The sequence below is a fragment of the Acinetobacter sp. MD2(2019) genome, from assembly GCF_035615615.1.
In the GTDB taxonomy this organism is placed as follows: Bacteria; Pseudomonadota; Gammaproteobacteria; order Pseudomonadales; family Moraxellaceae; genus Acinetobacter.
Window position 1 is genome coordinate 19,083 of the sequence record NZ_VTDU01000018.1, and the last position, 22,459, is coordinate 41,541.

Here is a 22,459-nt window from a genome sequence, read left to right on the forward strand (position 1 = left end):
TTTATTTTCAGACTAGGTTTAAGCAGATTTAGAATCGACCACTTTTAAGTCTTTTTTCTCATCTAGATCAACCACTTTACTACGCTCAGCTTTAAATTCTGGCATGGCTTTATCGTTAATCACCGCAGAGGTCACCACTACTGTGCCCACATCGGTACGACTTGGTAAGTCATACATGGTTTCAAGCAGCGCATTTTCTAAAATTGAACGCAAACCACGCGCACCCGTATTACGCTCTAGGGCTTTTTTCGCCACTGCACGTAATGCATCATCTTCAAACACTAAATCGACATTTTCCATATCAAACAAGTGTTCATATTGACGGGTTAACGCATTTTTTGGTTCAGTCAAAATTTGCATGAGTGCCGCTTCATCCAACTCTTCTAACGTTGCAATCACGGGTAAACGGCCAATAAATTCAGGAATTAAGCCGAATTTCACCAAATCGGTTGCTTCAACTTGGCTAAAGAGTTCCGACAGTTTTTTGCTGTCATCTTTCTTTTTCACCTCAGCATTAAAGCCCATTCCACCCTTTTCTTGACGTTGTTGGACAATTTTTTCTAAGCCTGAGAATGCACCGCCACAAATAAATAAAATATTTGAGGTGTCAATTTGAATGAATTCTTGCTGTGGATGCTTACGTCCGCCTTGTGGTGGAATAGATGCAACCGTGCCTTCAATCATTTTTAACAAGGCTTGCTGTACGCCTTCGCCTGAAACATCACGAGTAATCGATGGATTTTCAGATTTACGAGTAATCTTATCAATCTCATCAATATAGATAATGCCTTTTTGGGCTTTTTCTACATCGTAATCGGCTTTTTGCAATAGTTTTTGCACGATGTTTTCAACATCTTCACCCACGTAACCGGCTTCGGTTAAGGTGGTGGCATCGGCCATTGCAAAAGGCACATCCAGTAAACGTGCAAGTGTTTGCGCCAATAATGTTTTACCTGAACCCGTTGGGCCGACAAGTAAAATATTACTTTTAGCAATTTCTACATCATTATGCTTACGCTCAGTCTGACTGGTTTTCAAACGCTTATAGTGGTTATACACCGCAACTGAGAGCGTTTTCTTTGCCGTATCCTGACCAATCACATATTGATCTAGCGCAGCACGAATTTCATGAGGTTTTGGCAAAGGACGGTTCGCCCAATCGCCAGCATTTACTTCTTGACTGGTTTGAACCAAGTCTAAGCATACATCCACACATTCATTACAAATGTAGGCGTCCTCACCTGCAATCAGTTTCCCGACTTCAGACTGCGTTTTACCGCAAAATGAACAATGTTTTTGTCCTTGAGGATGTTCGGACATATTGTCTCCAATTTAATCTTTTGAATTTATGGACGTTTCGTTAATACAGCATCAACCAAACCATATTCTTTTGCAGCATCGGCTGTCATAAAGTTGTCACGGTCGGTGTCGCGCGCCAGTGTTTCATAATCACGGCCACTATGCTCTGCCATTAAACGGTTTAAACGTTCTTTAATGAATAAAATTTCACGGGCATGAATTTCAATGTCAGAGGCTTGTCCACGGAAGCCACCTAAAGGTTGGTGAATCATTACACGTGCATTTTCCAAGCAATAACGCTTGCCCTTTGCGCCCGCATTCAATAAGAATGCGCCCATAGAAGCCGCTTGCCCCATACAAATGGTCGATACATCGGGTTTAATAAACTGCATCGTATCGTAAATGGCCATACCTGCTGTTACTGAACCACCCGGTGAATTAATATATAAGTGAATATCTTTATCAGGATTTTCAGCTTCTAAAAATAACATTTGCGCGACAATTAAGTTCGCCATGTTATCTTCAACTTCACCAGTTAAGAAAATGACGCGCTCTCTGAGTAGACGCGAAAAAATATCAAATGAACGTTCACCACGAGACGATTGCTCAACAACCATAGGAACTAAAGCATTTTCAATATTTGGAACATACATACGTTTATTTATTCCTAAATTTTTATGACCTAAACCATGACAACAATATGAGGGATAAACGTCAAAATTGCAAAAATATTCCGAATTAAATTCCGTAATCGAAAGGAAAAACTCAAATATTTATTTTTCATCATGACGCAATTCTTAAAACTAATCCGTTCTATCTAGTGCATCGAACTTTTAAGCCGACTTTGCATAGAATACATGCAGCATCGGCTACACTAATTCACCCTTCTGACCACCGAGTTTTATTAGCTTTAACTACAATTTATCGCTTTTTAGTTGTCAAAATTGACAGCGTATTGTAAAAAATATTGATGACACAACAACGTATCTATACAAAAAGTATCATTTTTTTCTAAAAAACAGATGCTATCTTTAAAAACATAAGCTGTTATTAAAATGAATGCATAACTAAAAGGATGCCCTATGAGCCTAGAATTTACCCATAAACCGAATTACTTCATGTTTGCACAATTGCTTATGCGCTATGTACAACAACAAACATCCAGCGCAGCCAGCACCTTAGAAGTTTCAATGCACGATCTGTCCGAACTGTTTCATCACGACACAGCATCTATTACCACCAATTTAGACAGTATTTTAAATATTGCAGATGAATATAAAGTCGAAACCGTGCAAGGCGATCAAAAAATCATTGAAAGTTACAGCAAAGACAGCACCCAACAAGTCCTTATTTTAAAACTGAATGCCGAAGCCATGAAGTCATTAAGCGATGGAAAGCGTTTAATCGAACCCAATGCGACAGATTATAATTAAAAAACTCAGATATAAAAAAGGCGCATTAAATGCGCCTTTTTTATTACAGCATCGAATTAACCTTGTTGTTGACGAGCTTGTTGCTCTTTTAACAAGTCTTCATAAGATACCGCTGTTTCTGTTACTTTTGCAGAAGCCAAGATGTGATCAACCACTTGATCTTCTAACACAACTGCTTCAATTTGAGCGCGTTGTTGTTTGTCATTTTTGAAGTATTCAACCACTTCAGTTGGATCTTCGTAAGAAGATGCCATGTCATCAATATAAGCTTCAACGCGTGCTTGATCAACTTCAAGTTTCGCATCAGCCAATACTTTGCTTACCAACACGCCAAGTTTAACTGATTTTTCAGCTTGTTCTTTGAACAAATCATCTGGCAACATGCTTGAGTCAAATGCTTTCGCGCCTTGAGCACCAAACTGTTGTGTAAATTGTTGGATCATTTGTTGACGTTGACGGTCAATTTCTTGAGCAACCATTGCGCTTGGAACTTCAATTTCGTTAGCAGCAACAAGTGCATCGAAAGCCGCCGATTTAACTTGGTTACGAAGACCGTTTTTCACTTCACGTTCCATATTTTTACGAACGTCAGCTTTTAACTTCTCAACACCGTCTTCTTCTGTTAAACCGAAGATTGCAAGGAATTCAGCATCAATTTCTGGTAATTTCGCTTTTTCAACTTGTTTTACAACAATTTTGAATTGTGCTTGTTTGCCAGCAAGATTTTCTGCTTGGTAATCTTCAGGGAAAGTAACATCAATCACTTTTTCTTCGCCTGCTTTCATACCCACGATTCCATCTTCAAAACCAGGAATCATACGGCCAGCGCCTAAAACTAATTTAAAGTCTTCTGCAGAACCGCCTTCGAATTTTTCGCCATCAATAGAACCTTCGAAATCGAAAGTCACTTGCATGTCTTTTTTCGCCATACCTTTGGTCACAGCCCAAGTTTGACGTTGTTTTTGCAAGTTCTCAATCATCACATCAACATCAGCATCGTTGATTTGAGTTGATTTACGTTCAACTTCTAAAGCATCAAATGCATTGACTTGAACTTCTGGATAAACTTCTACAGTCGCTTCAAAAACCAATGCATCTTCTTTGTTTTCAACTTTTTCAATGTTTGGCATGCCTACAGCATTGATTTTTTCTTGTTGAATCGCTTCAAATACGCTGTCACGAATAATGTCGTTAACAACTTCTTGGTAAATGCCCGCACCATATTCACGGCGTACAACATTTACAGGTACTTTACCCGCACGGAAGCCGTTGATTTTCACAGTTTTGGCAGTGCGCTTTAAGCGAGCTTCAAATTGCTCGTTAACACGGCTCGTCGGTACAGATACGTTTAAACGACGGGCAACGCCCGAAACCGCTTCAGTCGTTACTTGCATGGCTTCCTCAATCTAGTTAATAGTAGCAAATTTTTAAAGTCGTCTATTATAAGCGATCATTACAAGATATACAAAATTTTGCGTCGAGATATTTAAATTACGCGAAGAACTAAACCTTTTCGTAATCTCACGCCAAGACCAAATTAAAATTCACCAATTAGAAATAAATACCGCAACAGCAGCTTGCCTTTATGCAATGGTGTCAGTTGAGTCAAAGATTAAAGAGAAGTAATGTATACATTTGTTGTTTACTTGCACTATTTTGATTGAAAATTAATCTAAAATTTAACACAAACAAAAATCATTATTATTTACACTAAAATAGATAATTTTAATCTATTTTACCAATCGCTATATATTTCAAATTGTTAAAAAGAATTGTTAACGCTATTTTTATAAAAAATTACAATTTATCCATTATTGATCGTTTTTTCCTATCAGCAAAAGGTTTTATTAATAACAATTATCACTAATATTTAACAAATTCTTAACACCCCATGTGCTAGAGCCACAACTATGTCACTGATTAAAACTCGAAAGAAGATCGTTTCTTCTGCAATTGCTTCATCTTTATCTATCTTTGCAACCACAACGTTTGCAGATGAAGTTGCACAATTACCAACTATTCATGCACAAGCAACGAAAGATAATAGCTATAAAGCGGATCAAGTTTCTAATACTAAATTTACTCAGCCACTGGTTAATACAACACAAACCATTTCTGTGGTAAAAAAAGAAGTCTTGGCAGATCAAAATGCCACTACGCTTACCGAAGCGCTTAAGAATATTCCAGGTGTTGGTGCATTTGCAATTGGTGAAAATGGTGCAATGAACACTGGCGATGCGGTGAGCATCCGTGGTTTAGACGTTCAAAATAGTATTTTTGTTGATGGTCTGCGTGATATTAATACCGCAACACGCGATGTATTTAACACCGAACAAGTTGAAGTCTACAAAGGAGCATCAGGTACAGACAATGGCCGTACTGCTGCAACAGGCTCAATCAACATGGTCTCTAAAAAAGCAAATCTAAATAATGCTACAAGTGGGACTTTAGGTTTCGGTTCAGATAGCTTTTACCGTGCAACGGCTGATGTAAACCAAAAAATTAATGACACTACTGCAATTCGCTTAAACGCTATGGGTGAAAACTCTGATGGTATTGGCCGTGATGTGGTTGAAAATAAAAAATGGGGCGTTGCAGGCTCTTTAGGTCTAGGCTTAGGTACAGATACTCGTGCTTATATTAACTATATGCATGTTGAGCAAAACAATATTCCAGATGGTGGCGTTTCAACAGTTGGTCTACCAGGGTTCAATGCGTCTAACTCTGCAAACTATGCTGCTGCTCAAAGTGCTTATTTAAACAACAACAAAGTTAATCCTTCGAATTTTTATGGTTCTTCAAGTGACTTTGATGATGCACAATCAGATTTAGCCACAATTATGATTGAACATGATTTAAGTGATAAAACCACACTATCAAGCAGTACACGTTGGGGAAGAAACTCGCATAAATATTTAGCGACAATTCCTTTTTCGATTGTACCAAATACTGCAATGACATCAGACAATGCGCAAATGAATCGTCTTGCGAACTCTGGAGATAGCAGTAATACACTTTTATCAAACCAAACCAATTTACAAACTAAATTTAATACCGGCTCAATTGAACACGATTTAAGTACTGGTTTTGAAGTTACTCAAGAAAAATCAAATGTAAATGGTCTAACAGCAGGGACTATACCAACAGTATCACTTTACCAACCTAACCATTCAGACCCTGTTTCACTCACTAGAAATCCAGACTCATGGTCTGTTGGACAAGTAGATACTTATTCAGCTTATATTTTTGATACAGTAAAACTACTGCCAAACTTACACATTAATGGCGGGATTCGTGCAGATAACTATCATTTAAAATCTGATGGTTCTGCAAATATTGCAGGTCGTGGTCAACCTGCTACATATCAAGCATTCCACTATAAAGATTCTGGCACGCTGTTAAACTGGAAAGCTGGTATTTTATTTAAGCCAACTGAACAAGGTAGCTTATACGCCAACTACTCAATTCAGCAACAAGCACCAGGTACTCTTGCCGGTGGTGATGGACTTGAATCAGGCAACCCTTTTGCCCCTTCGACTCAAGGCAATAATGCGAATAACTTAGATCTAAAGCCTCAAAAAGCCAAAAATGCTGAAGTCGGTGTGAAATGGGAATTCTTTGATGAGCGCTTATTATTAACAGGTGCTTACTTCTATACAGAACTCACCAACCAACTTGAAAATATTGGCTCTACAAGCACGCCACTCTATGTACAAAGTGGTAAAAAAACCATTCAAGGTGTTGAATTGGGTGCAGTGGGTAACTTAACTGAACACTGGCAAATTACCACTGGCTATACACATCAAGACACGAAGCTTAAAAATGTAACACAAGCGACAGGTACTGCAAGTACATCTGCAGATGGTTCTGACGTTATGCCATTTACACCGGGCGATGCATTCACTTTCTGGTCAACGTACAAAACTGACAAATGGAGCATTGGTGCAGGCACGCGTTATACTGGCGAAATGAAAAAAGCTACTGATGGTAACAAAGTTGGCCCTGCTGTAATTGATGATTACTGGGTTGCTGACGCAATGGCAAGCTACCAATTAACCAAAAACATTGGCTTACAGTTCAACATTAACAACATTTTTGACAAAGATTATGTTGCAAGCATGAACCGTGGCGGATGGCGCTACTTCCCTGGCGCAGAGCGTAACTACCGCGCAACGATTAACTTTAAATTCTAATGGTTAGATGATTAGAGTCGCATAGAAGCACAAAAAGCCTTAATTCGTTAAGGCTTTTTTTAATTATACTATTTAGCTAAAAATTTGATTCCTTTTACTTGAGGTGGACTTATGCTCCTTCATGTCCCAAATGTCCTGAACAAAGACCAAGTCCAAATCATCCGACAAAAGTTACAACAAGAGCAACTCTGGATTTCTGGAAAAAAAACCGCCGGCACACAAGCACAAAACGTTAAAGATAATTTACAACTGAATGCAAATTCAGAGGTTTTTAAAGAACTGAGTCCATTTATCGCCGACACTTTACGTAAAAATCCCTTTATTCATTCCTTTGCACTTCCCAATGAAGTTTTGCTGCCGCTGTTTAATCTTTATCAAAATGGTGGGCACTATGGCAATCATGTCGACAGCGCCATTCATTATTCAGCTGAAAAAAATAAACAAATCCGTACCGATGTGTCGATCACCTTGTTTTTAAGCGAACCCAATGAATACGAAGGCGGTGAACTGATTATTGAAGATACCTACGGCGAACATGAAGTCAAACTTGATGCGGGTGATGCCGTCATCTACCCTGCAACCAGTTTGCATCGGGTTGAACCAGTAACGCAAGGTATGCGTATCTGTGCCTGCACATGGATACAAAGCATGATTAAAGATGACTGGCAGCGCAGCATGCTGTTTAATTTAGACAAAACCATTATGAGTTTACGTCAACAATTTGGCGACACGGCTGAAACAGCGCAACTGACCCATCATTACCACAACTTACTGCGCCAGTGGGGAGATGTATAATGGCAATCTCCCACTCACCTTTAGCTGCACTCACTCAAATTCCTGCACATCTACAAACCGTTTTCGATTATGAACAGCAAGCACAACAGCATTTAACTGCAGAGGTTTGGGGATATTTGTCTGGCGGTGCAATGCAAGAGATAAGCGTTGAAAATAATCCGCGACAATTTGAACAACTACAACTCATTCCCCGCCCTTTAAATAATTTAACGCAAGGACATACTGCCGTTGAATTGTTTGGACAGCGCTATCCACACCCGATTTTTTTAGCGCCGATTGGTCATCAACAATTGTTTCATCCACAAGGCGAAGCAGCTACGGCTCTTGCGGCCGAAGTCATGCAAAGTAACTATATTTTAAGTAACTTTACCAATACCGCGATGGAGCAATTGAATACCGATAATCCCTACAAATGGTTTCAATTGTATTGGCAAGGTTCTCGTGACAAATCGTATCCGCTGATTCAACAAGCAGAACAACACGGCTTTAAAGCAATTGTGGTGACGGTTGACGCACCGCATGTTGGCATTCGCGACCGCGAGCGAAAGCTCGGTTTTCAACTACCTAAAGAGATGCTGCATCCGTATACGCCAACGCATATCGATTTTCCTCAAGTTTCTCCGACTGAACATCCGTTATTTAATGGGCTAATGAAAATTGCGCCGCAGTGGGACGATATTGCATGGCTGGTCAAAAATACCCAATTGCCCGTTATCTTAAAAGGTATTTTGCATCCGGCAGATGCCAAACGTGCCATTGAACTTGGCGTGCAAGGCATTATTGTGTCGAATCATGGCGGGCGGATATTAGACACCACCATTGCACCACTCACCGCATTAGAAATGATTAAAAGTCACATTCCAAGCCATATTCCGGTACTTTACGATGGCGGCATTCGCCGTGGCAGCGATGTGTTTAAAGCGATTGCCTTAGGTGCTTCGGCGGTATTAATCGGTCGCCCTTATATTTATGGATTGGCAACCGCTGGTGCTTTAGGGGTAGCACACGTCATTCGCTGCATATTGGAAGAATTTGAGGTAACCATGGCTTTAATGGGAACATCAACCTTAAAAGAGATCAATAGCGAGTATATTTATCGAAAATAAATCAATTTATGCAAAATATTTTCTAAAGCTTTGCCTTTAAGATTAAATTCGGTAAATATTTCCCAAGCCACTGCTTTATTATAATAAAAGCAAATGTACTGCGATGTATTGCACTTAACTTGTTGTGATGGCATTGCTCGTACTTAAACGTGTTGTGCATAATTGCTTATGATTCAAGTTCGTAAAGCTTGCTAGATTGACCCGATCTCTTTGTTTCATCTCTAATACCCTTAGAGCGCTGATAACAATGGCTTTAGTGTCTTATTTTGACTCAGCAATCCGTTAAGCAATTGAAATCTAGATTTAACACACCATATTTAAAAGTAGCTATTGCCATTACCCCAGCGCAAAACTACAAGCAAGGAGCAATCCCATGATGTTGGCAGACCCAAGCAAAAAATACCGCCGTATGTACCAACGTGTTGATTTACCCGATCGCCAATGGCCAAATAAAGAAATTAACCAAGCACCGATTTGGATGAGTACCGACTTACGTGACGGCAACCAAGCCATTTTTGAACCTATGGATCTTGAACAAAAATTCAAAATGTTCCAAATGCTGGTTAAAATTGGGTTTAAACATATCGAGATTGGCTTCCCTTCTGCCTCACAAATTGACTTCGATTTCACACGTAAGTTAATTGAAGAAAATCACATCCCTGACGATGTTTACATTGAAGTTTTAGTCCAAGCACGTGACCATTTAATTGCCCGCACCTTTGAAGCACTTGAAGGGGCAAAACGTGCGATCGTGCATATTTACAATTCAAATTCGCCAACATTCCGCCAAAAAGTATTAAATGTGGATGTGGCAGGCGCGAAAGCATTAGCCACCAATGCCGCGCAAAAAGTCAAAGAATATGCAGCCAAACAACCTGCAACCGAATGGATTTTTCAATACAGTCCAGAATGCTTTACTGCAACTGAACTTGAAGTCGCTAAAGATGTTTGCGATGCCGTGACTGAAATTTGGGAAGCATCACCAGAAAATAAAGTAATTTTAAACTTACCTGCAACCGTTGAAGTGTCGACACCAAATGTTTATGCCGACCAAATTGAATGGATGCACCGCAACCTTGCCCGCCGTGACGGCGTGATTATTTCGGTACATTGCCATAACGACCGCGGCTGTGGTATTGCAGCGTCTGAACTTGCCATTATGGCAGGTGCTGACCGCGTTGAAGGCTGTGTGTTTGGGAATGGCGAACGTACAGGTAATGTCGATGTCGCAGCGATTGCTTTAAATATGTATAGCCAAGGCGTTGCGCCAAACTTAGATTTCTCGAACATTAACGAAATTATTGCAACTGTTGAAGAATGTACCGGTTTGCCTGTGCATCCACGTCATCCGTACGCGGGCGATTTGGTCTTTACTGCATTCTCAGGTTCGCACCAAGATGCCATTAAAAAAGGCTTTGAATTCCAAAAAAATCAAGACATTTGGGATATGCCGTATTTACCGATCGACCCGAAAGATTTGGGCCGTGACTACGATGCAGTCATTCGAGTGAATAGCCAATCGGGCAAAGGTGGTATCGCGTACTTACTTGAGTCGAACTATAACGTGGTGTTGCCACGCCGTTTGCAAATCGAATTTAGCCAAGTGGTCCAAGAGCATACCGACACCACCGCCAAAGAAATTTCAGCAACCGAAATTTGGGGCTTGTTCCAAAGCACATATGTGTCGATTAAAGATAAAAATTATGTTGCGCGCAACTATAAATTATCGGACGAAAATGGCAGCCAAATTATTGATGTCGAGATTGAAATTGATGGTGAAATTCAGCACTTACGTGGTGAAGGCAACGGCCCAATTTCAGCCATTGTCAACGCGCTTCAATTGCCGATTGATGTATTAAATTATGAAGAACGTAGTATTAGTTCGGGTGCGCATGCCAAAGCCTTAACCTTAGTTGAACTACAAGTCAAAGGTTCAGGTAAAAGTGCCTTCGGTGCCGGCATTCATGACAACACCGTCACCTCATCGATTGAAGCGATTTTTGCCTGCGCCAATCGTTTAATCGAACAAGGTTTACTTCGCACAGAAGACATGGTTTCTGAAACCGTCTAATCTTTAAAAATGATTTAAAAAGGATACCTAAACTGGTATCCTTTTTCTGCTTAGCTGCTTGTTAAAACTTAAAACTAAATTAAGGCGACAGATACTCGTGTCTTTTTCTTCCGCTGACTCGGTGGGTTTAGTCACCCCGCAAAAATACGCTTTTGAAGAACCGCTTGAACTTGAATGTGGCCGTGTTTTACCACGTTTTGAGCTAATGGTTGAAACCTATGGTCAGCTTAATGCAGATAAATCCAATGCTATTTTAATTTGTCATGCCCTTTCTGGACATCACCATGCCGCAGGTTATCATCATGAAGATGATAAAAAAGCCGGTTGGTGGGATGCCTGTATCGGCCCTAATAAAGCCATCGACACCAATCGGTTTTTTGTGGTTGCACTCAATAATATTGGTGGATGTAGTGGTTCAACTGGCCCTGTATCGCCAAATCCAGAAAATGACAATTTGCCTTATGGCCCCGATTTTCCTTTAGTAACGGTACGTGACTGGGTCAAAACCCAAGCCATGTTGTCAGACCGTTTAGGGATTGATGTCTGGTATGCGGTGATTGGTGGTTCGCTCGGTGGCATGCAAGCACTGCAATGGTCGGTGGATTATCCAAATCGTTTGCAAAAGTGCGTCATTATTGCCAGCGCACCGAAATTATCTGCACAAAATATTGCCTTTAATGAAGTGGCACGGCAATCTATTTTGTCCGACCCAGATTTTCATCATGGGCGTTATTTAGAACACGATAGCTACCCTAAACGCGGTTTAATTTTAGCGCGCATGGTTGGACACATCACCTATTTATCTGAAGAAGCCATGAAACAAAAATTTGGCCGTGACTTAAAGTCGGGCAAATTTATGTATGGTTTCGATGTCGAGTTTCAGGTCGAAAGTTATTTGCGTTATCAAGGTGAGCAATTTAGCCGAAATTTCGATGCCAATACCTATTTAATTATGACCAAAGCTTTGGACTATTTCGATCCTTCGCGTGAATACGAGCAGTCATTACAAAAAGCCATGGCCAATACCCAATGCCGTTTCTTGGTGGTTTCATTTACCACCGACTGGCGCTTTACCCCACAACGTTCACAAGAAATTGTCGATGCTTTAATTAGTAATCATAAACCCGTCAGTTATGTCGATATTGAAGCGGAACAAGGCCACGACTCGTTCTTATTCCCAATTCCGCTGTATGTTAAATCATTACGTGCATTTTTAGGTGGCGAACAACATCTTGCTGCAACTGCGAAGGAGATCGTGTAATGCGTTTAGATCAGCAATTGGCAGAAAAATGGATTCGTCCGGGCGCAAGTATTCTCGATTTAGGCTGTGGCGATGGCGAATTACTGGCCCATTTAAGCAAAAAACACGATATTCGTGCCTATGGACTAGAAATTGATCAAGAAAAGATTGCAATTGCCGTCAGTCGAGGGTTAAATATTATTCAACAGGATCTTAACTTAGGCTTACACCGCTTTGCTGACCAGTCTTTCGACTACGTGGTCATGGCACAGGCGTTGCAGGCAGTTGAGGCACCTGATGTTTTATTACGCGATATGGTCCGTGTAGGTAAACAAGCCATTATTACTTTTCCTAATTTTGCGCATTGGAAGACCCGTTCTTTTCTTGCCTTAAAAGGTATGATGCCTGTTTCTGAAACGCTGCCCTATATGTGGTATAACACCCCAAATATTCATTTATGTACTTTTCGTGATTTTGAAGCACTTTGTGCCGAAAATCAGATTAAAATTATTAATCGACTCGCCGTGAATGGGAATCAGAAAGATAGTTTACTCAGTAAACATATCCCAAATTTATTTGGTGAAGTCGCTATTTATCGAGTAAGCGCCCTATGAAAAAAATTGTTCTGAGTACATTCCTTTTCGGTTTGATCAGTATGCAATCTCATGCAGACTACCTTCCAACACAGCAGTCGACTGCGGCTTTAGCTGCACGCTATTCAACCATGAGTTTTAATCAACTATTAGAAGAAGCCAAAGCAGGACAAGCCGCAGCGCAATTTTATGTGGCGACGCGCTACCAATTTGGTAAAGAAGTTTCAAAAGATTTAAACCAAGCGTTTGTTTGGTATAAAAAAGCTGCCGATCAAGGCGTGGCTGCTGCGCAGTTAAACGTTGGACGTATGCTTGCCGATGGTATTGGTACCTCGAAAAGCGAATCCCAAGCACGTACTTACCTTGAAAAAGCAGCCAGCCACGGCGACAACCGCGCCAGTTTTAATTTGGCTTTAATGGACGAGCACAAAAAGAACTACATGGGTGCTTACCAATGGTATGAGCTCTCAACCCGTGATGGCATGCTCGACAACAAAGTTATTGATATGTCGCAAACGAAAAAAACCGCTTTAGCGGCGAACTTAACCCCTGAACAAATTCGTCAGGCAGTTGACCGTGCCGATAAATGGATTCAAGCGCAGTAAGCGTTTAAAATCTTAAAGCACCTTCAGGTGCTTTTTTTAAATAAAAAACTGTCATAGAGATAAATCGTGCTCAAATTTGATAAACAACTTCTAGTAAGAACTGCTATTTTCATTTGTATAATTTCGTTTTGTTTTCAAATTTATCATCTTTATATCAAACCTAAATATGAGTCTAATTTCGAATATATTCAGAACATCGCAAAACGCATTAATCAAGATACCCCGCTTCAAGTCAAACCAGGAGTTATTTTAGATTCTGCTTCTGTGAGTATGAATGTCGACCCTGTAAAACTCGTTTTAACATTGTCATATACGTTACAAAATCAGGCCTCTACTGAAATTGATCGGCAAAAATTCAATAAACTGCTTACGACGCAACTAATGAAACCCGCCTGTGAAAAGTTTAAGCAAGACCCGCGACTTCAGGATGCAATGATTGCATTGGCATACCATGGGAATGATCACCAACCTATTGCTAGCGTTAAAATTCAATATTCTCAATGCTTAGAGCGTTAAATCAGCTAAAATAAGTGAGATGTATTCAACAGAGAAACTTGATGTCTGCAAAAAATTGGTTATCCCGAGGAACTCTAGTTCTTGCAAGTAACAACAAAGGTAAAATTACCGAGTTTGAAAACTTGTTTTCTGAGTTACAACTGCCTGTCAATGTCATTCCGCAAGGACAACTTAATATTGAAGATGCAATTGAAGATGGTTTGAGTTTCGTTGAAAATGCCATTATTAAAGCGCGCCATGCGGCCAAAATTTCAGGCCAACCAGCAATTGCTGATGACTCGGGTATTTGTGTGCCAATTTTAGGTGGTGCGCCCGGCATCTATTCAGCACGTTATGCTGGCGAACATGGCAACGATGCCGCCAATAACCAAAAATTACTGGCCGATTTATTACCGTTTCGCCAACAAAACACGCCCATTCAAGCGATGTTTGTTTGTGTTTTAGCTTTGGTTGAGCATGCAGAAGACCCTTTACCTAAAATTTTCCAAGGTTTTTGGCACGGCGAAATTTTAGAGCATGTTCGTGGTGAACAAGGTTTTGGTTATGATCCGTTATTTTGGTTACCAGAACTTGGCATCAGTAGTGCAGAAATGAGCAAAGCCGAAAAAAATAAAATCAGCCATCGCGGTCAAGCGATGCAACACTTCCGCCAAAGCTTAGGCTAAATTTTGCGTTAAGCACCAATGACAGCGCTTAACTAATGATGAAATGCCAAACCACGGCAAAAATTGCGATCATAAAAATACTCACCACCGTACCTGCTGCAATATAACGTGCAGATGTTCCAGTGCCCTGATAATGGGTTTCTAGCGCCACAATATTTGCAGCGGGTGGCAAAATGAATAAAAAGAACATTAAACCGATATAATGATTCATCGCAGCATTGTTAATGCCATAATAGGTCACGCTGCAAATGACCGCGCCTAACAAGACTTTAGGAATCATGACTTTTACACTGTGAATTAAATCTTGCTGAGAAACGTGGGTGTGTTTTAGCCACATTCCAAGCACGCTCATGCCAGTAAAAATCATCCCCATTTTAGTGACTTGATACACCTGTATCAGCCATTGCGGTTGTTCAAAACTCTGTAAATTCAATAACCGCACAAATGCTGCCAAAATTAAGGCAAGAATTGGTGGCGACTTCAGTACTTTCTTTAAAATAAATAACTTAGATTGTTTTTCTGTACTGACTGCCGTTACCGCCCACACATTACCAAAGACCGAACCGCCAACATACAATGCAATCATAGCGGCACTAATTTCGTGGCCAAAAACAGCCAATGCAAACGGAAAACCTAGCCATGCTAAATTGACGTAACTTGCACACAGCGCCAGTAACCGATCTTTAAACACCCGCACAAAATAGCCATAAACCAAAAGTGCCGAACAAAAACTAAAGGCCATTAAGGCAAGGCTTCCGGCTTGGTAGTAGACCATATTATAAATAATGACAAAGGGAATAAAAAAACGCGCTAAAACACTGGAAAACAAAAGGCGTAAACGGTCAAGATATTGAGTTGATGCCAATAGCCAGCCTGAAATAAATGCCATAAATGGCAACAATAGCGTCACAACCACATTCCCTATATGCTGTTTGAGCTTATGCTAACACGAAGTATTTATTGAAAAATTAAATTGCTGCATTTAATTGAATCTGTAATCTCGTCCGTGAACTTCGATTGGCATGCTGTTTTTCAATCCAGTCTGCGCGCTCACGATAGAGCCGTAAAAAGTTCGAACAGCGCGTGCCATATTCCGCACTTTGGATAAATGTCGATGACAATAATTGTTCTAATTCCTTCGCAATACCCGTATTTGGCAACTGATCAGGGCTGAGCTGTCGTGCATCTTGTAAAATATCCCAAACCACTTGTTCTAATTGCATATCACTGACGTGCGGCTGACCCAACAAAGGCAATAATTCTTGCGTGAATCGCATTCGAAATTTCTGGTTTTTATGCCAAAATTGTCCCATGGTGGTGTTGGAAAGCACATAAACCCCATACGCTAAAACTTGCGGCGCATCGCCCAAATTACTCATATATACCGCTTGCTCGCGCGTGCCAAAAATGACATTAAAGCCTGCATAATGTTGCTGCTTCGCTTCAAGCTGCCGCGCAAAACGAATTGGAGCTAAATCGCTATTTAAAAAATCAGTAATTATTTTACCGCGAGATGTCGTCAAACTTTGCATGGCCTGTCCATCGCGATAATTTGTAATCACCGCCCAACGACCCGTTTTCGTCATGCCAAGCCATGTCCCCCCCGACACCAAATCTTGTCCTGCAATAATTGGAGAATCTGTCCAATAATTCAACGCGGTGCTTGGTCGTGCATAAAATTCATCGCGGTTAGAAATGAGGCACAATGGCATATCTTCAACGACTTGCCATGCAATAGCGACAATACACATGCAACCTCCTATCTTTACACATTGAATGTACAACATTTTTCTACAGATTCGGATAAAATCATGCCAAATCTGATTAGAAGGAAGCGTCATGCTGACCTATCCCAATATCAATCCGATTGCCATAAGCCTTGGACCACTCAAGGTACATTGGTATGGATTAATGTATCTCCTTGCTTTTTTATGTGCGTGGGGACTTGCAAATTATAGAGCAAAACAGCGTACAGACTGGACATCAGACATGGTGTCTGACCTGATTTTTTACGGTGCATTAGGTGTCGTCATTGGCGGGCGTGTCGGCTATGTTTTATTTTACGAATTCGATCAATTCTTAGCCCATCCGATTTGGCTATTCCAAGTCTGGACAGGCGGAATGAGTTTCCATGGCGGTTTCCTTGGCGTGATGACCGCAATGATTTTATGGTGCAAGAAATATCAAAAAACTTGGTTCCAAACCATGGATTTTATTGCGCCGTGTGTTCCCACCGGTTTGATGTTTGGACGCATTGGTAACTTCATTGGTGGTGAGTTGTACGGCCGCCCTGTGACCGACCCGAACTATCCCTTTGGCATGATTTTCCCAACCGATCCGCTGCATTTGGTTCGCCATCCTTCACAAATTTATCAGGCACTGTGCGAAGGTTTATTGCTTTTTATTGTGCTGTGGTGGTTTAGTAGCAAACCTCGCCCACGCATGGCAGTTTCCGCATTATTTTTAATTGGTTACGGCATGGCGCGCTTCTTTATGGAGTTCTTCCGCGAACCCGACGCAGACCAAGGCTTTATTTTATTGGGCTGGGTCACCAAAGGACAAATGCTGTCTTTCCCAATGATTTTAATTGGTTTTTTACTGTTGATTATTGCCTACCAACGTAAAGTGTACGATTGGGTCTTAAGCAAAAACGCTTAACGATTAATCAAAAAATATCAGCATAAATAAAAAAGCCTCGCTTTCAACAGTAAAGTGAGGCTTTTTTATTGAAACAAGATTTGAAAAACTGATCTTAGATTTTACAGCGGATTTTTAACACGAAAAACCTGCGCATCTTCTAAGCGATACGCCACCAATTCACCGCCCCAAACACAGCCACCATCCACATTTCGGATTTGGTCTTTAACGCTCTGCCCTTTTAAGGCCGCCCAATGACCAAATAAAATTTGGTGTGTTGTAGATGTTGGACTTTCAAATTCAAACCACGGCTGAAAACCCGCAGGCATTGGCGCTTCGAGTTCGTCTTTAAAACTAAACTCTAATCGGCCTGTGGCATCGGTTAAGCGCATCCGCGTTAAGTAGTTCACAATGCAGCGCAGTCGAGCATGGCCAGTTAAATCATCTTGCCAAAGGTCAGGCTGCGAGCCGTACATTTCAGCCAAGAAGGCATCGAGTACTGAAAAATCGTCATGCGCTAAGATCGCTTCTACTTCAGCAGCCAATTGTTGAGTCTTTTCTGCCGACCACACACAAGGCACGCCAGCATGCGTCAAAATAGTTTGGTCATTCGGAAACAAACATAACGGCTGACGGCGCAACCAATCAATCAGCTCATCACTGTCGATTGCATCAATCACGTCTTGAGTATTGTCTTTAGGTTTAATCGCTTTTAAGTTACGCGCGCAAGCAAGCAAGGTTAAATCGTGATTTCCCAAAACCGTTGCCGCAGCACCACGCTCCACCAATTTTTTGACAAAACGTAATGCGCCTAAGGAATTTTCACCCCGTGCAACCAAGTCGCCTGCAAACCAAATAAAGTCTTGCTCTGGGTCAAATTGAATGTGCTTAAGTAATTGTTTTAAAGCTTCAAAACAGCCTTGTATATCGCCAATTACATAGTTGTAACGTTTGCTCATACCCCAACCATTTGGTTTGAAAGTGCCACAAATTCTGCCAAGGTTAAGGTTTCAGGGCGCGCCATCGGGTCAATACCAGCTTTCTCAAAACCATCTTCCACCAACATGCCTTTTAAGCTATTACGCAATGTTTTACGGCGTTGGGTAAACACATGTCCCACCAAACGCGCCAAAGCTTTTTCATTTTTAGCCACAATTGGTTTTTCAGCATACGGTACCAAACGAAATACCGCACTGGTCACTTTAGGTGGTGGATTAAATGAACCCGGTGGCACTTCAAATAAAAAGGTCGGTTTGCAGTAATATTGAATCATGACCGACAAACGACCATATTCTTTGGTGTTTGGCTCAGCTGTAATACGATCCACCACTTCTTTTTGCAGCATAAAGTGCATATCTTTGACTTTAGCGCCAAATTCTAAGAGATGAAATAACAGTGGAGTTGAAATATTGTAGGGTAAGTTACCCACCACACGCAGCGGACGATCTTGCTCAAACAATTGATTAAAATCAAATTTTAACGCATCTGCTTCGACAATTTTTAAACGCTCAGGATGTGGCACACGATTCGGCAAACCCGCAGCCAAGTCACGATCTAGCTCGACCACGGTTAAGGCATCACACTCACCAATTAACGGCGAAGTTAAAGCAGCCAAACCCGGCCCAATTTCAACAATGTTTTCGCCCGCACGCGGATTCACTGCACGTACAATTTTGGCAATTACGCGCTGGTCGTGTAAAAAGTTTTGCCCAAAGCGTTTACGTGCCTGATGCCCTTCATCTTTTGGGTTTAGGGCATTAATTTGATACATAGAATCTTCCAATAATTTAGGTTGAACGGGCAAGGCTTAAGGCAAGATCGACTGCAACATGCAGACTCGAACTTTTTGCCTGCCCTGTTCCTGCCAAAGACAATGCAGTGCCATGGTCAACCGAAGTACGAATAAAAGGCAAGCCTAAAGTAATATTGATTGCTTCGCCGAATCCTTGTGATTTTAACACAGGTAAACCCTGATCATGGTACATTGCCAAAACTGCATCGGCATTTTGTAGATGTTCGGGGGTAAATAAGGTATCGGCAGGTAAACTCAAACTCATGTTCACCCCATTTTGACGATAGCTTTCTAGGACAGGATTAATCACCTCAATTTCTTCACGGCCCAAATAACCATCTTCCCCCGCATGGGGATTCAACCCACAGACTAAAATACGCGGTTCGCTAATTTTAAATTTGGTTTTTAAGTCGTGAATTAAAATATCAATCACTTGATGTAAGCGTTCAGATGTAATCGCATCAGCAACAGCCCGTAACGGCAAATGTGTGGTTGCCAATGCCACACGTAAGGTTTTGGTGGCAAGCATCATCACCACACGTTTAACCCCGGCACATTCTTGATAAAATTCAGTATGCCCGCTAAAGGCAATGCCTGCATCGTTAATTATCGACTTTTGCACAGGTGCAGTGGCAACGCCTACACTTTTTCCAGACATGGCATAGTTGGCAGATCGGCGCAGTTGCTCAATCACATAAGCAGCATTGTTGGGATTTAAAACGCCATCGGTTACAGCGGCATTTAAGGCAATATGCTCGACATAAAGCTGCCCTGTAAGTGACGGTTCTGATTGTCCAACATATTCAATCAAACTTAGGTTCAAGCCGAGTTGCTGCGCACGTTTTGCAAGTAAAGTTTTATCTGCAAGCACCACCACTGGGCGCTCGTCTGTACGTGTCGCAAGGCTTAAACAAATATCCGGACCAATGCCTGCGGGTTCGCCAGAGGTGACATATAAAGGCTGCACATTGACCTCATCTGAATACAAACCCCATCAACAATAATGAAGTTTAAAGGTGAAACTAAAAGAATGTTCGCTGTAACCGATTATACGGCAAAATCCCTGCGGCAAAACTCCAAATGCTCAACAAGTACAACACAACTAAACCGATATACAGCCATGAAGTAAGTCGACCTTTCATTTTTAGGTCAAGCTTGGTCAGCCCGATACTTAGCAAAAACAACCCTAAAAAACTCAGCAAAGCACATATTGCCAGTGTGACATCGAATACGCATGCCACGACAATCATCACCAAAACAGTGATTGCACCAAAAAAACCATGCAAGGTGATTAAATCAAGCATACTAAAAAAAATCAGATAAAGTAAAAGTGCAAAAAATAGTTTCCAGTTGATGTGCATACTTAATTTTCACATATAAAAACACAATTCAGAGCAAATTATAGCTTTAAAGATTGAATCGTAAAAAATCTAATGTAAAGACGATGATTTGGGCAGTAATAACTGCAAAATTTGTTGTGATTCGCTCGCGTTTCAACTATAATTCGCTCTCCTTTTGTTTGGACAGATTCCATAGTCCAAACCAACTATAATAGGTAGTGGTAATGAAAACTCTCAGCGCTAAGCCTGCTGAAGTACAACACGACTGGTACGTTGTTGATGCTTCTGGCAAAACTTTAGGTCGCCTTGCGACTGAAATCGCTCGTCGTTTACGCGGTAAGCACAAAACTTCTTATACTCCTCACGTTGACACTGGCGATTATATCGTTGTAATCAATGCTGAAAACGTTCAAGTGACTGGTAAAAAAGCGCTTGATAAGAAATACTATCGCCACACTGAATTCCCAGGCGGTTTGAAAGAGACTAACTTTGAAAAGTTAATCGCGCACAAACCTACTGCAGTTCTTGAAAAAGCAGTGAAAGGCATGTTGCCAAAAGGTCCTCTTGGTTATGCAATGATCAAGAAGATGAAAGTGTACGCTGGTAGCGAGCATCCACATGCTGCTCAACAGCCACAAGTTTTGGACATCTAAGGGATAAAGCACATGGCTACTAATTATGGTACAGGTCGCCGTAAGACCGCAACTGCACGTGTTTTCTTGTCAGCTGGTACTGGTAAACTCGTTATCAACAACCGTACTTTAGAACAGTACTTCGGTCGTGAAACTGCTCGTATGGTTGTTCGTCAACCTTTAGAGCTTTTAGACGTAACTGAAAAATTCGATTTATACATCACTGTTGCTGGTGGTGGTATCGGTGGTCAAGCTGGTGCGATCCGTCACGGTATCACACGCGCTTTAATCGCTGCTGATGAAACTTTAAAACCTGCTCTTCGTCAAGCTGGTTTCGTTACTCGTGATGCTCGTGAAGTTGAACGTAAGAAACTTGGTTTACGTAAAGCTCGTAAACGTCCTCAATTCTCTAAACGTTAATTCGTTTACCGAATCGGACAAAAAACCTCGGCATTTGCCGAGGTTTTTTTATCTCTCAATCTTGCTTATTTTCTTTTACTTTTTTTTCGAGCAATCTTTAACTGCATCATTTTCATATTCAGTTACGCGACATCCATTTTCCATATAGGTTTTAGTCACCTTTGAAAAGACATGATTTTTAGGCAATGGCGCATTACACGGCCGATCCGTTTTAACATTCACCATTTTTACTGGCCCATCTTTATACACTGTCACCTGACAGCCCTTTACCACATATTGTTGGGCAATTCCACCATACAGTTCATCCTCAGAAACAGCAGTGGCAACATCACAAGCCTCATCTGCCTGACACACATCTCCTGCTTCAGAGACTTCTGCTCCAGCAACATCAATTGCTTCATTAGCAGCCTCTTGCACTTGAGCATCCATCGCTGGCTGCGCTGCATAGCTATTTGAAATACACAGCATCAAAACAACTGAACCGAATACGCGCATACAACCCATTAATTTTTTCATCCAATATTCATACCTTTTTTGTTTTTAAAGCCCACCCATCAAATAACAAGCTGATGGCTTTGAATTGAATTTGCATTGTTTTTTTAACATTCTCTCACGATACAAGCAATGACATTCAAAGGCGAAAAAAGGTATAGTGTAATAATTGTAAAAATGAACGAGTTAGATCCATGTCTGAACAAGAAATTGCCCTAAGCCCCACCCGCCCTTATTTAGCGCGCGCAATTTATGAATGGATTTGTGACAATCAACTCACCCCTTATTTATTGGTCGATGCAACGCAAGCCAATACACATGTGCCAGTACAATATGTCAAAGATGGACAAATTGTATTAAACATTGCGCCACATGCGGTGCATCAATTCCAAATGAGCAACGATGCGATTACCTTTTCGGCACGTTTTGGCGGAGTATCACAAAATATATACGTTCCTTTGGCTGCGGCAATGGGTGTATATGCCAAAGAAAATGGCGAAGGTTTATTCTTCGATCCAACTGAATATGATGGTATTGACACTGCAACCCACGAAACCATAGCTACGCCTGAGGCCAAAGCAGAACCAGAAAAAAAACGCCCAAGCTTAAGAATATTAGATTAAATAAAAA

24 protein-coding genes are annotated in these 22,459 nt (G+C 41.1%); 14 read left to right on the forward strand and 10 right to left on the reverse strand.

All coding sequences use genetic code 11. The features are described from left to right. Positions 1-18 precede the first annotated feature (18 nt). Positions 19-1,320 carry an ATP-dependent protease ATP-binding subunit ClpX gene (gene clpX / locus I2F62_RS09870; protein ID WP_324626845.1) on the reverse strand — a complete coding sequence of 434 codons (1,302 nt, stop codon included), beginning with the start codon at positions 1,318-1,320 and terminating at the stop codon, positions 19-21. Positions 1,321-1,346: 26 nt separating this feature from the next. After that, positions 1,347-1,952 carry an ATP-dependent Clp endopeptidase proteolytic subunit ClpP gene (gene clpP, locus I2F62_RS09875; protein WP_324626846.1) on the reverse strand — a complete coding sequence of 202 codons (606 nt, stop codon included), beginning with the start codon at positions 1,950-1,952 and terminating at the stop codon, positions 1,347-1,349. Between the two features lie 429 nt (positions 1,953-2,381). Here clpP and I2F62_RS09880 point away from each other — a divergent pair, with 429 nt between their 5' ends. Continuing rightward, entirely contained in the window at positions 2,382-2,732 is a 351-nt protein-coding gene (locus I2F62_RS09880; protein ID WP_324626847.1) for a hypothetical protein, read from the forward strand. Between the two features lie 56 nt (positions 2,733-2,788). Here the strand turns inward: I2F62_RS09880 and tig are convergent, their stop codons facing one another. Further along, complete coding sequence (gene tig, locus I2F62_RS09885) at positions 2,789-4,126, reverse strand: trigger factor (protein ID WP_324626848.1); 1,338 nt, start codon at positions 4,124-4,126, stop codon at positions 2,789-2,791. A gap of 516 nt (positions 4,127-4,642) precedes the next feature. Between tig and I2F62_RS09890 the strand changes: the two genes are divergently transcribed. The 9 genes from I2F62_RS09890 (at position 4,643) to rdgB (ending at position 14,516) form a co-directional block, all read left to right on the forward strand. Further along, entirely contained in the window at positions 4,643-6,925 is a 2,283-nt protein-coding gene (locus tag I2F62_RS09890; RefSeq protein ID WP_324626849.1) for a catecholate siderophore receptor Fiu, read from the forward strand. A gap of 111 nt (positions 6,926-7,036) precedes the next feature. Then, the gene (locus I2F62_RS09895; protein WP_324626850.1) at positions 7,037-7,720 is read left to right on the forward strand and encodes a Fe2+-dependent dioxygenase; all 684 of its coding nucleotides are present in this window, start codon (positions 7,037-7,039) and stop codon (positions 7,718-7,720) included. Continuing rightward, the gene (locus tag I2F62_RS09900; protein ID WP_324626851.1) at positions 7,720-8,826 is read left to right on the forward strand and encodes an alpha-hydroxy acid oxidase; all 1,107 of its coding nucleotides are present in this window, start codon (positions 7,720-7,722) and stop codon (positions 8,824-8,826) included. The genes I2F62_RS09895 and I2F62_RS09900 overlap by 1 nt, the downstream gene beginning before the upstream one ends. 373 nt (positions 8,827-9,199) lie before the next feature. After that, positions 9,200-10,897, forward strand: coding sequence for a 2-isopropylmalate synthase (gene leuA / locus I2F62_RS09905; protein ID WP_324626852.1), 1,698 nt, complete (start codon positions 9,200-9,202; stop codon positions 10,895-10,897). A 97-nt stretch (positions 10,898-10,994) separates the two neighbouring features. After that, on the forward strand, positions 10,995-12,158 hold the full coding sequence (gene metX, locus I2F62_RS09910; protein WP_324626853.1) for a homoserine O-succinyltransferase MetX: 1,164 nt from the start codon (positions 10,995-10,997) through the stop codon (positions 12,156-12,158). Then, a complete protein-coding gene (gene metW, locus I2F62_RS09915; protein ID WP_324626854.1) occupies positions 12,158-12,751 on the forward strand; it encodes a methionine biosynthesis protein MetW in 594 nt (197 codons plus the stop codon). Before metX ends, metW begins: the two co-directional genes overlap by 1 nt. Next, positions 12,748-13,335, forward strand: coding sequence for a tetratricopeptide repeat protein (locus I2F62_RS09920; protein ID WP_324626855.1), 588 nt, complete (start codon positions 12,748-12,750; stop codon positions 13,333-13,335). Before metW ends, I2F62_RS09920 begins: the two co-directional genes overlap by 4 nt. Before the next feature lie 66 nt (positions 13,336-13,401). After that, positions 13,402-13,851, forward strand: a complete 450-nt coding sequence (locus I2F62_RS09925) for a hypothetical protein (protein ID WP_324626856.1) — start codon at positions 13,402-13,404, stop codon at positions 13,849-13,851. Between the two features lie 41 nt (positions 13,852-13,892). Continuing rightward, positions 13,893-14,516 carry an RdgB/HAM1 family non-canonical purine NTP pyrophosphatase gene (gene rdgB, locus I2F62_RS09930; protein WP_324626857.1) on the forward strand — a complete coding sequence of 208 codons (624 nt, stop codon included), beginning with the start codon at positions 13,893-13,895 and terminating at the stop codon, positions 14,514-14,516. Positions 14,517-14,544: 28 nt separating this feature from the next. Here rdgB and I2F62_RS09935 read toward each other — a convergent pair whose 3' ends face one another. Continuing rightward, complete coding sequence (locus I2F62_RS09935; protein WP_324626858.1) at positions 14,545-15,426, reverse strand: permease; 882 nt, start codon at positions 15,424-15,426, stop codon at positions 14,545-14,547. Between the two features lie 58 nt (positions 15,427-15,484). Further along, positions 15,485-16,267 (reverse strand): NRDE family protein, encoded by a 783-nt coding sequence (locus I2F62_RS09940; protein ID WP_324626859.1) that lies wholly within the window; start codon positions 16,265-16,267, stop codon positions 15,485-15,487. An 88-nt stretch (positions 16,268-16,355) separates the two neighbouring features. On the opposite strand from I2F62_RS09940, the gene lgt reads away from it, so the two are divergent. Continuing rightward, complete coding sequence (gene lgt / locus I2F62_RS09945) at positions 16,356-17,174, forward strand: prolipoprotein diacylglyceryl transferase (RefSeq protein WP_324626860.1); 819 nt, start codon at positions 16,356-16,358, stop codon at positions 17,172-17,174. 101 nt (positions 17,175-17,275) lie between these two features. Here lgt and I2F62_RS09950 read toward each other — a convergent pair whose 3' ends face one another. From I2F62_RS09950 to I2F62_RS09965, 4 genes are read right to left on the reverse strand one after another with little or no spacing between them, the layout of a single operon-like run. Then, a complete protein-coding gene (locus I2F62_RS09950) occupies positions 17,276-18,112 on the reverse strand; it encodes a symmetrical bis(5'-nucleosyl)-tetraphosphatase (protein WP_324626861.1) in 837 nt (278 codons plus the stop codon). Next, positions 18,109-18,924, reverse strand: a complete 816-nt coding sequence (gene rsmA, locus I2F62_RS09955; RefSeq protein WP_324626862.1) for a 16S rRNA (adenine(1518)-N(6)/adenine(1519)-N(6))-dimethyltransferase RsmA — start codon at positions 18,922-18,924, stop codon at positions 18,109-18,111. The genes I2F62_RS09950 and rsmA overlap by 4 nt, the downstream gene beginning before the upstream one ends. A 16-nt stretch (positions 18,925-18,940) precedes the next feature. Next, positions 18,941-19,933 (reverse strand): 4-hydroxythreonine-4-phosphate dehydrogenase PdxA, encoded by a 993-nt coding sequence (pdxA, locus tag I2F62_RS09960; RefSeq protein ID WP_324626863.1) that lies wholly within the window; start codon positions 19,931-19,933, stop codon positions 18,941-18,943. A gap of 34 nt (positions 19,934-19,967) precedes the next feature. After that, positions 19,968-20,249, reverse strand: coding sequence for a hypothetical protein (locus I2F62_RS09965; protein WP_324626864.1), 282 nt, complete (start codon positions 20,247-20,249; stop codon positions 19,968-19,970). A 260-nt stretch (positions 20,250-20,509) separates the two neighbouring features. Here I2F62_RS09965 and rplM point away from each other — a divergent pair, with 260 nt between their 5' ends. Further along, the gene (gene rplM, locus I2F62_RS09970) at positions 20,510-20,938 is read left to right on the forward strand and encodes a 50S ribosomal protein L13 (protein WP_324626865.1); all 429 of its coding nucleotides are present in this window, start codon (positions 20,510-20,512) and stop codon (positions 20,936-20,938) included. Positions 20,939-20,950: 12 nt separating this feature from the next. Next, positions 20,951-21,337 (forward strand): 30S ribosomal protein S9, encoded by a 387-nt coding sequence (rpsI, locus tag I2F62_RS09975; RefSeq protein WP_324626866.1) that lies wholly within the window; start codon positions 20,951-20,953, stop codon positions 21,335-21,337. Between the two features lie 75 nt (positions 21,338-21,412). Here the strand turns inward: rpsI and I2F62_RS09980 are convergent, their stop codons facing one another. Beyond that, on the reverse strand, positions 21,413-21,853 hold the full coding sequence (locus I2F62_RS09980) for a hypothetical protein (RefSeq protein ID WP_324626867.1): 441 nt from the start codon (positions 21,851-21,853) through the stop codon (positions 21,413-21,415). A gap of 170 nt (positions 21,854-22,023) precedes the next feature. Here I2F62_RS09980 and I2F62_RS09985 point away from each other — a divergent pair, with 170 nt between their 5' ends. After that, positions 22,024-22,452 carry a ClpXP protease specificity-enhancing factor gene (locus I2F62_RS09985; protein ID WP_324626868.1) on the forward strand — a complete coding sequence of 143 codons (429 nt, stop codon included), beginning with the start codon at positions 22,024-22,026 and terminating at the stop codon, positions 22,450-22,452. Positions 22,453-22,459: the final 7 nt, after the last annotated feature.

Bases quoted from the DNA above. Each gene is read 5' to 3' on its own strand.
- clpX (WP_324626845.1), bottom strand. From the start codon at position 1,320: ATGTCCGAACATCCTCAAGGACAAAAACATTGTTCATTTTGCGGTAAA.
- clpP (WP_324626846.1), bottom strand. From the start codon at position 1,952: ATGTATGTTCCAAATATTGAAAATGCTTTAGTTCCTATGGTTGTTGAG.
- I2F62_RS09880 (WP_324626847.1), top strand. From the start codon at position 2,382: ATGAGCCTAGAATTTACCCATAAACCGAATTACTTCATGTTTGCACAA.
- tig (WP_324626848.1), bottom strand. From the start codon at position 4,126: ATGCAAGTAACGACTGAAGCGGTTTCGGGCGTTGCCCGTCGTTTAAAC.
- I2F62_RS09890 (WP_324626849.1), top strand. From the start codon at position 4,643: ATGTCACTGATTAAAACTCGAAAGAAGATCGTTTCTTCTGCAATTGCT.
- I2F62_RS09895 (WP_324626850.1), top strand. From the start codon at position 7,037: ATGCTCCTTCATGTCCCAAATGTCCTGAACAAAGACCAAGTCCAAATC.
- I2F62_RS09900 (WP_324626851.1), top strand. From the start codon at position 7,720: ATGGCAATCTCCCACTCACCTTTAGCTGCACTCACTCAAATTCCTGCA.
- leuA (WP_324626852.1), top strand. From the start codon at position 9,200: ATGATGTTGGCAGACCCAAGCAAAAAATACCGCCGTATGTACCAACGT.
- metW (WP_324626854.1), top strand. From the start codon at position 12,158: ATGCGTTTAGATCAGCAATTGGCAGAAAAATGGATTCGTCCGGGCGCA.
- I2F62_RS09920 (WP_324626855.1), top strand. From the start codon at position 12,748: ATGAAAAAAATTGTTCTGAGTACATTCCTTTTCGGTTTGATCAGTATG.
- rdgB (WP_324626857.1), top strand. From the start codon at position 13,893: ATGTCTGCAAAAAATTGGTTATCCCGAGGAACTCTAGTTCTTGCAAGT.
- I2F62_RS09940 (WP_324626859.1), bottom strand. From the start codon at position 16,267: ATGTGTATTGTCGCTATTGCATGGCAAGTCGTTGAAGATATGCCATTG.
- lgt (WP_324626860.1), top strand. From the start codon at position 16,356: ATGCTGACCTATCCCAATATCAATCCGATTGCCATAAGCCTTGGACCA.
- I2F62_RS09950 (WP_324626861.1), bottom strand. From the start codon at position 18,112: ATGAGCAAACGTTACAACTATGTAATTGGCGATATACAAGGCTGTTTT.
- rsmA (WP_324626862.1), bottom strand. From the start codon at position 18,924: ATGTATCAAATTAATGCCCTAAACCCAAAAGATGAAGGGCATCAGGCA.
- I2F62_RS09965 (WP_324626864.1), bottom strand. From the start codon at position 20,249: ATGCTTGATTTAATCACCTTGCATGGTTTTTTTGGTGCAATCACTGTT.
- rplM (WP_324626865.1), top strand. From the start codon at position 20,510: ATGAAAACTCTCAGCGCTAAGCCTGCTGAAGTACAACACGACTGGTAC.
- rpsI (WP_324626866.1), top strand. From the start codon at position 20,951: ATGGCTACTAATTATGGTACAGGTCGCCGTAAGACCGCAACTGCACGT.
- I2F62_RS09980 (WP_324626867.1), bottom strand. From the start codon at position 21,853: ATGAAAAAATTAATGGGTTGTATGCGCGTATTCGGTTCAGTTGTTTTG.
- I2F62_RS09985 (WP_324626868.1), top strand. From the start codon at position 22,024: ATGTCTGAACAAGAAATTGCCCTAAGCCCCACCCGCCCTTATTTAGCG.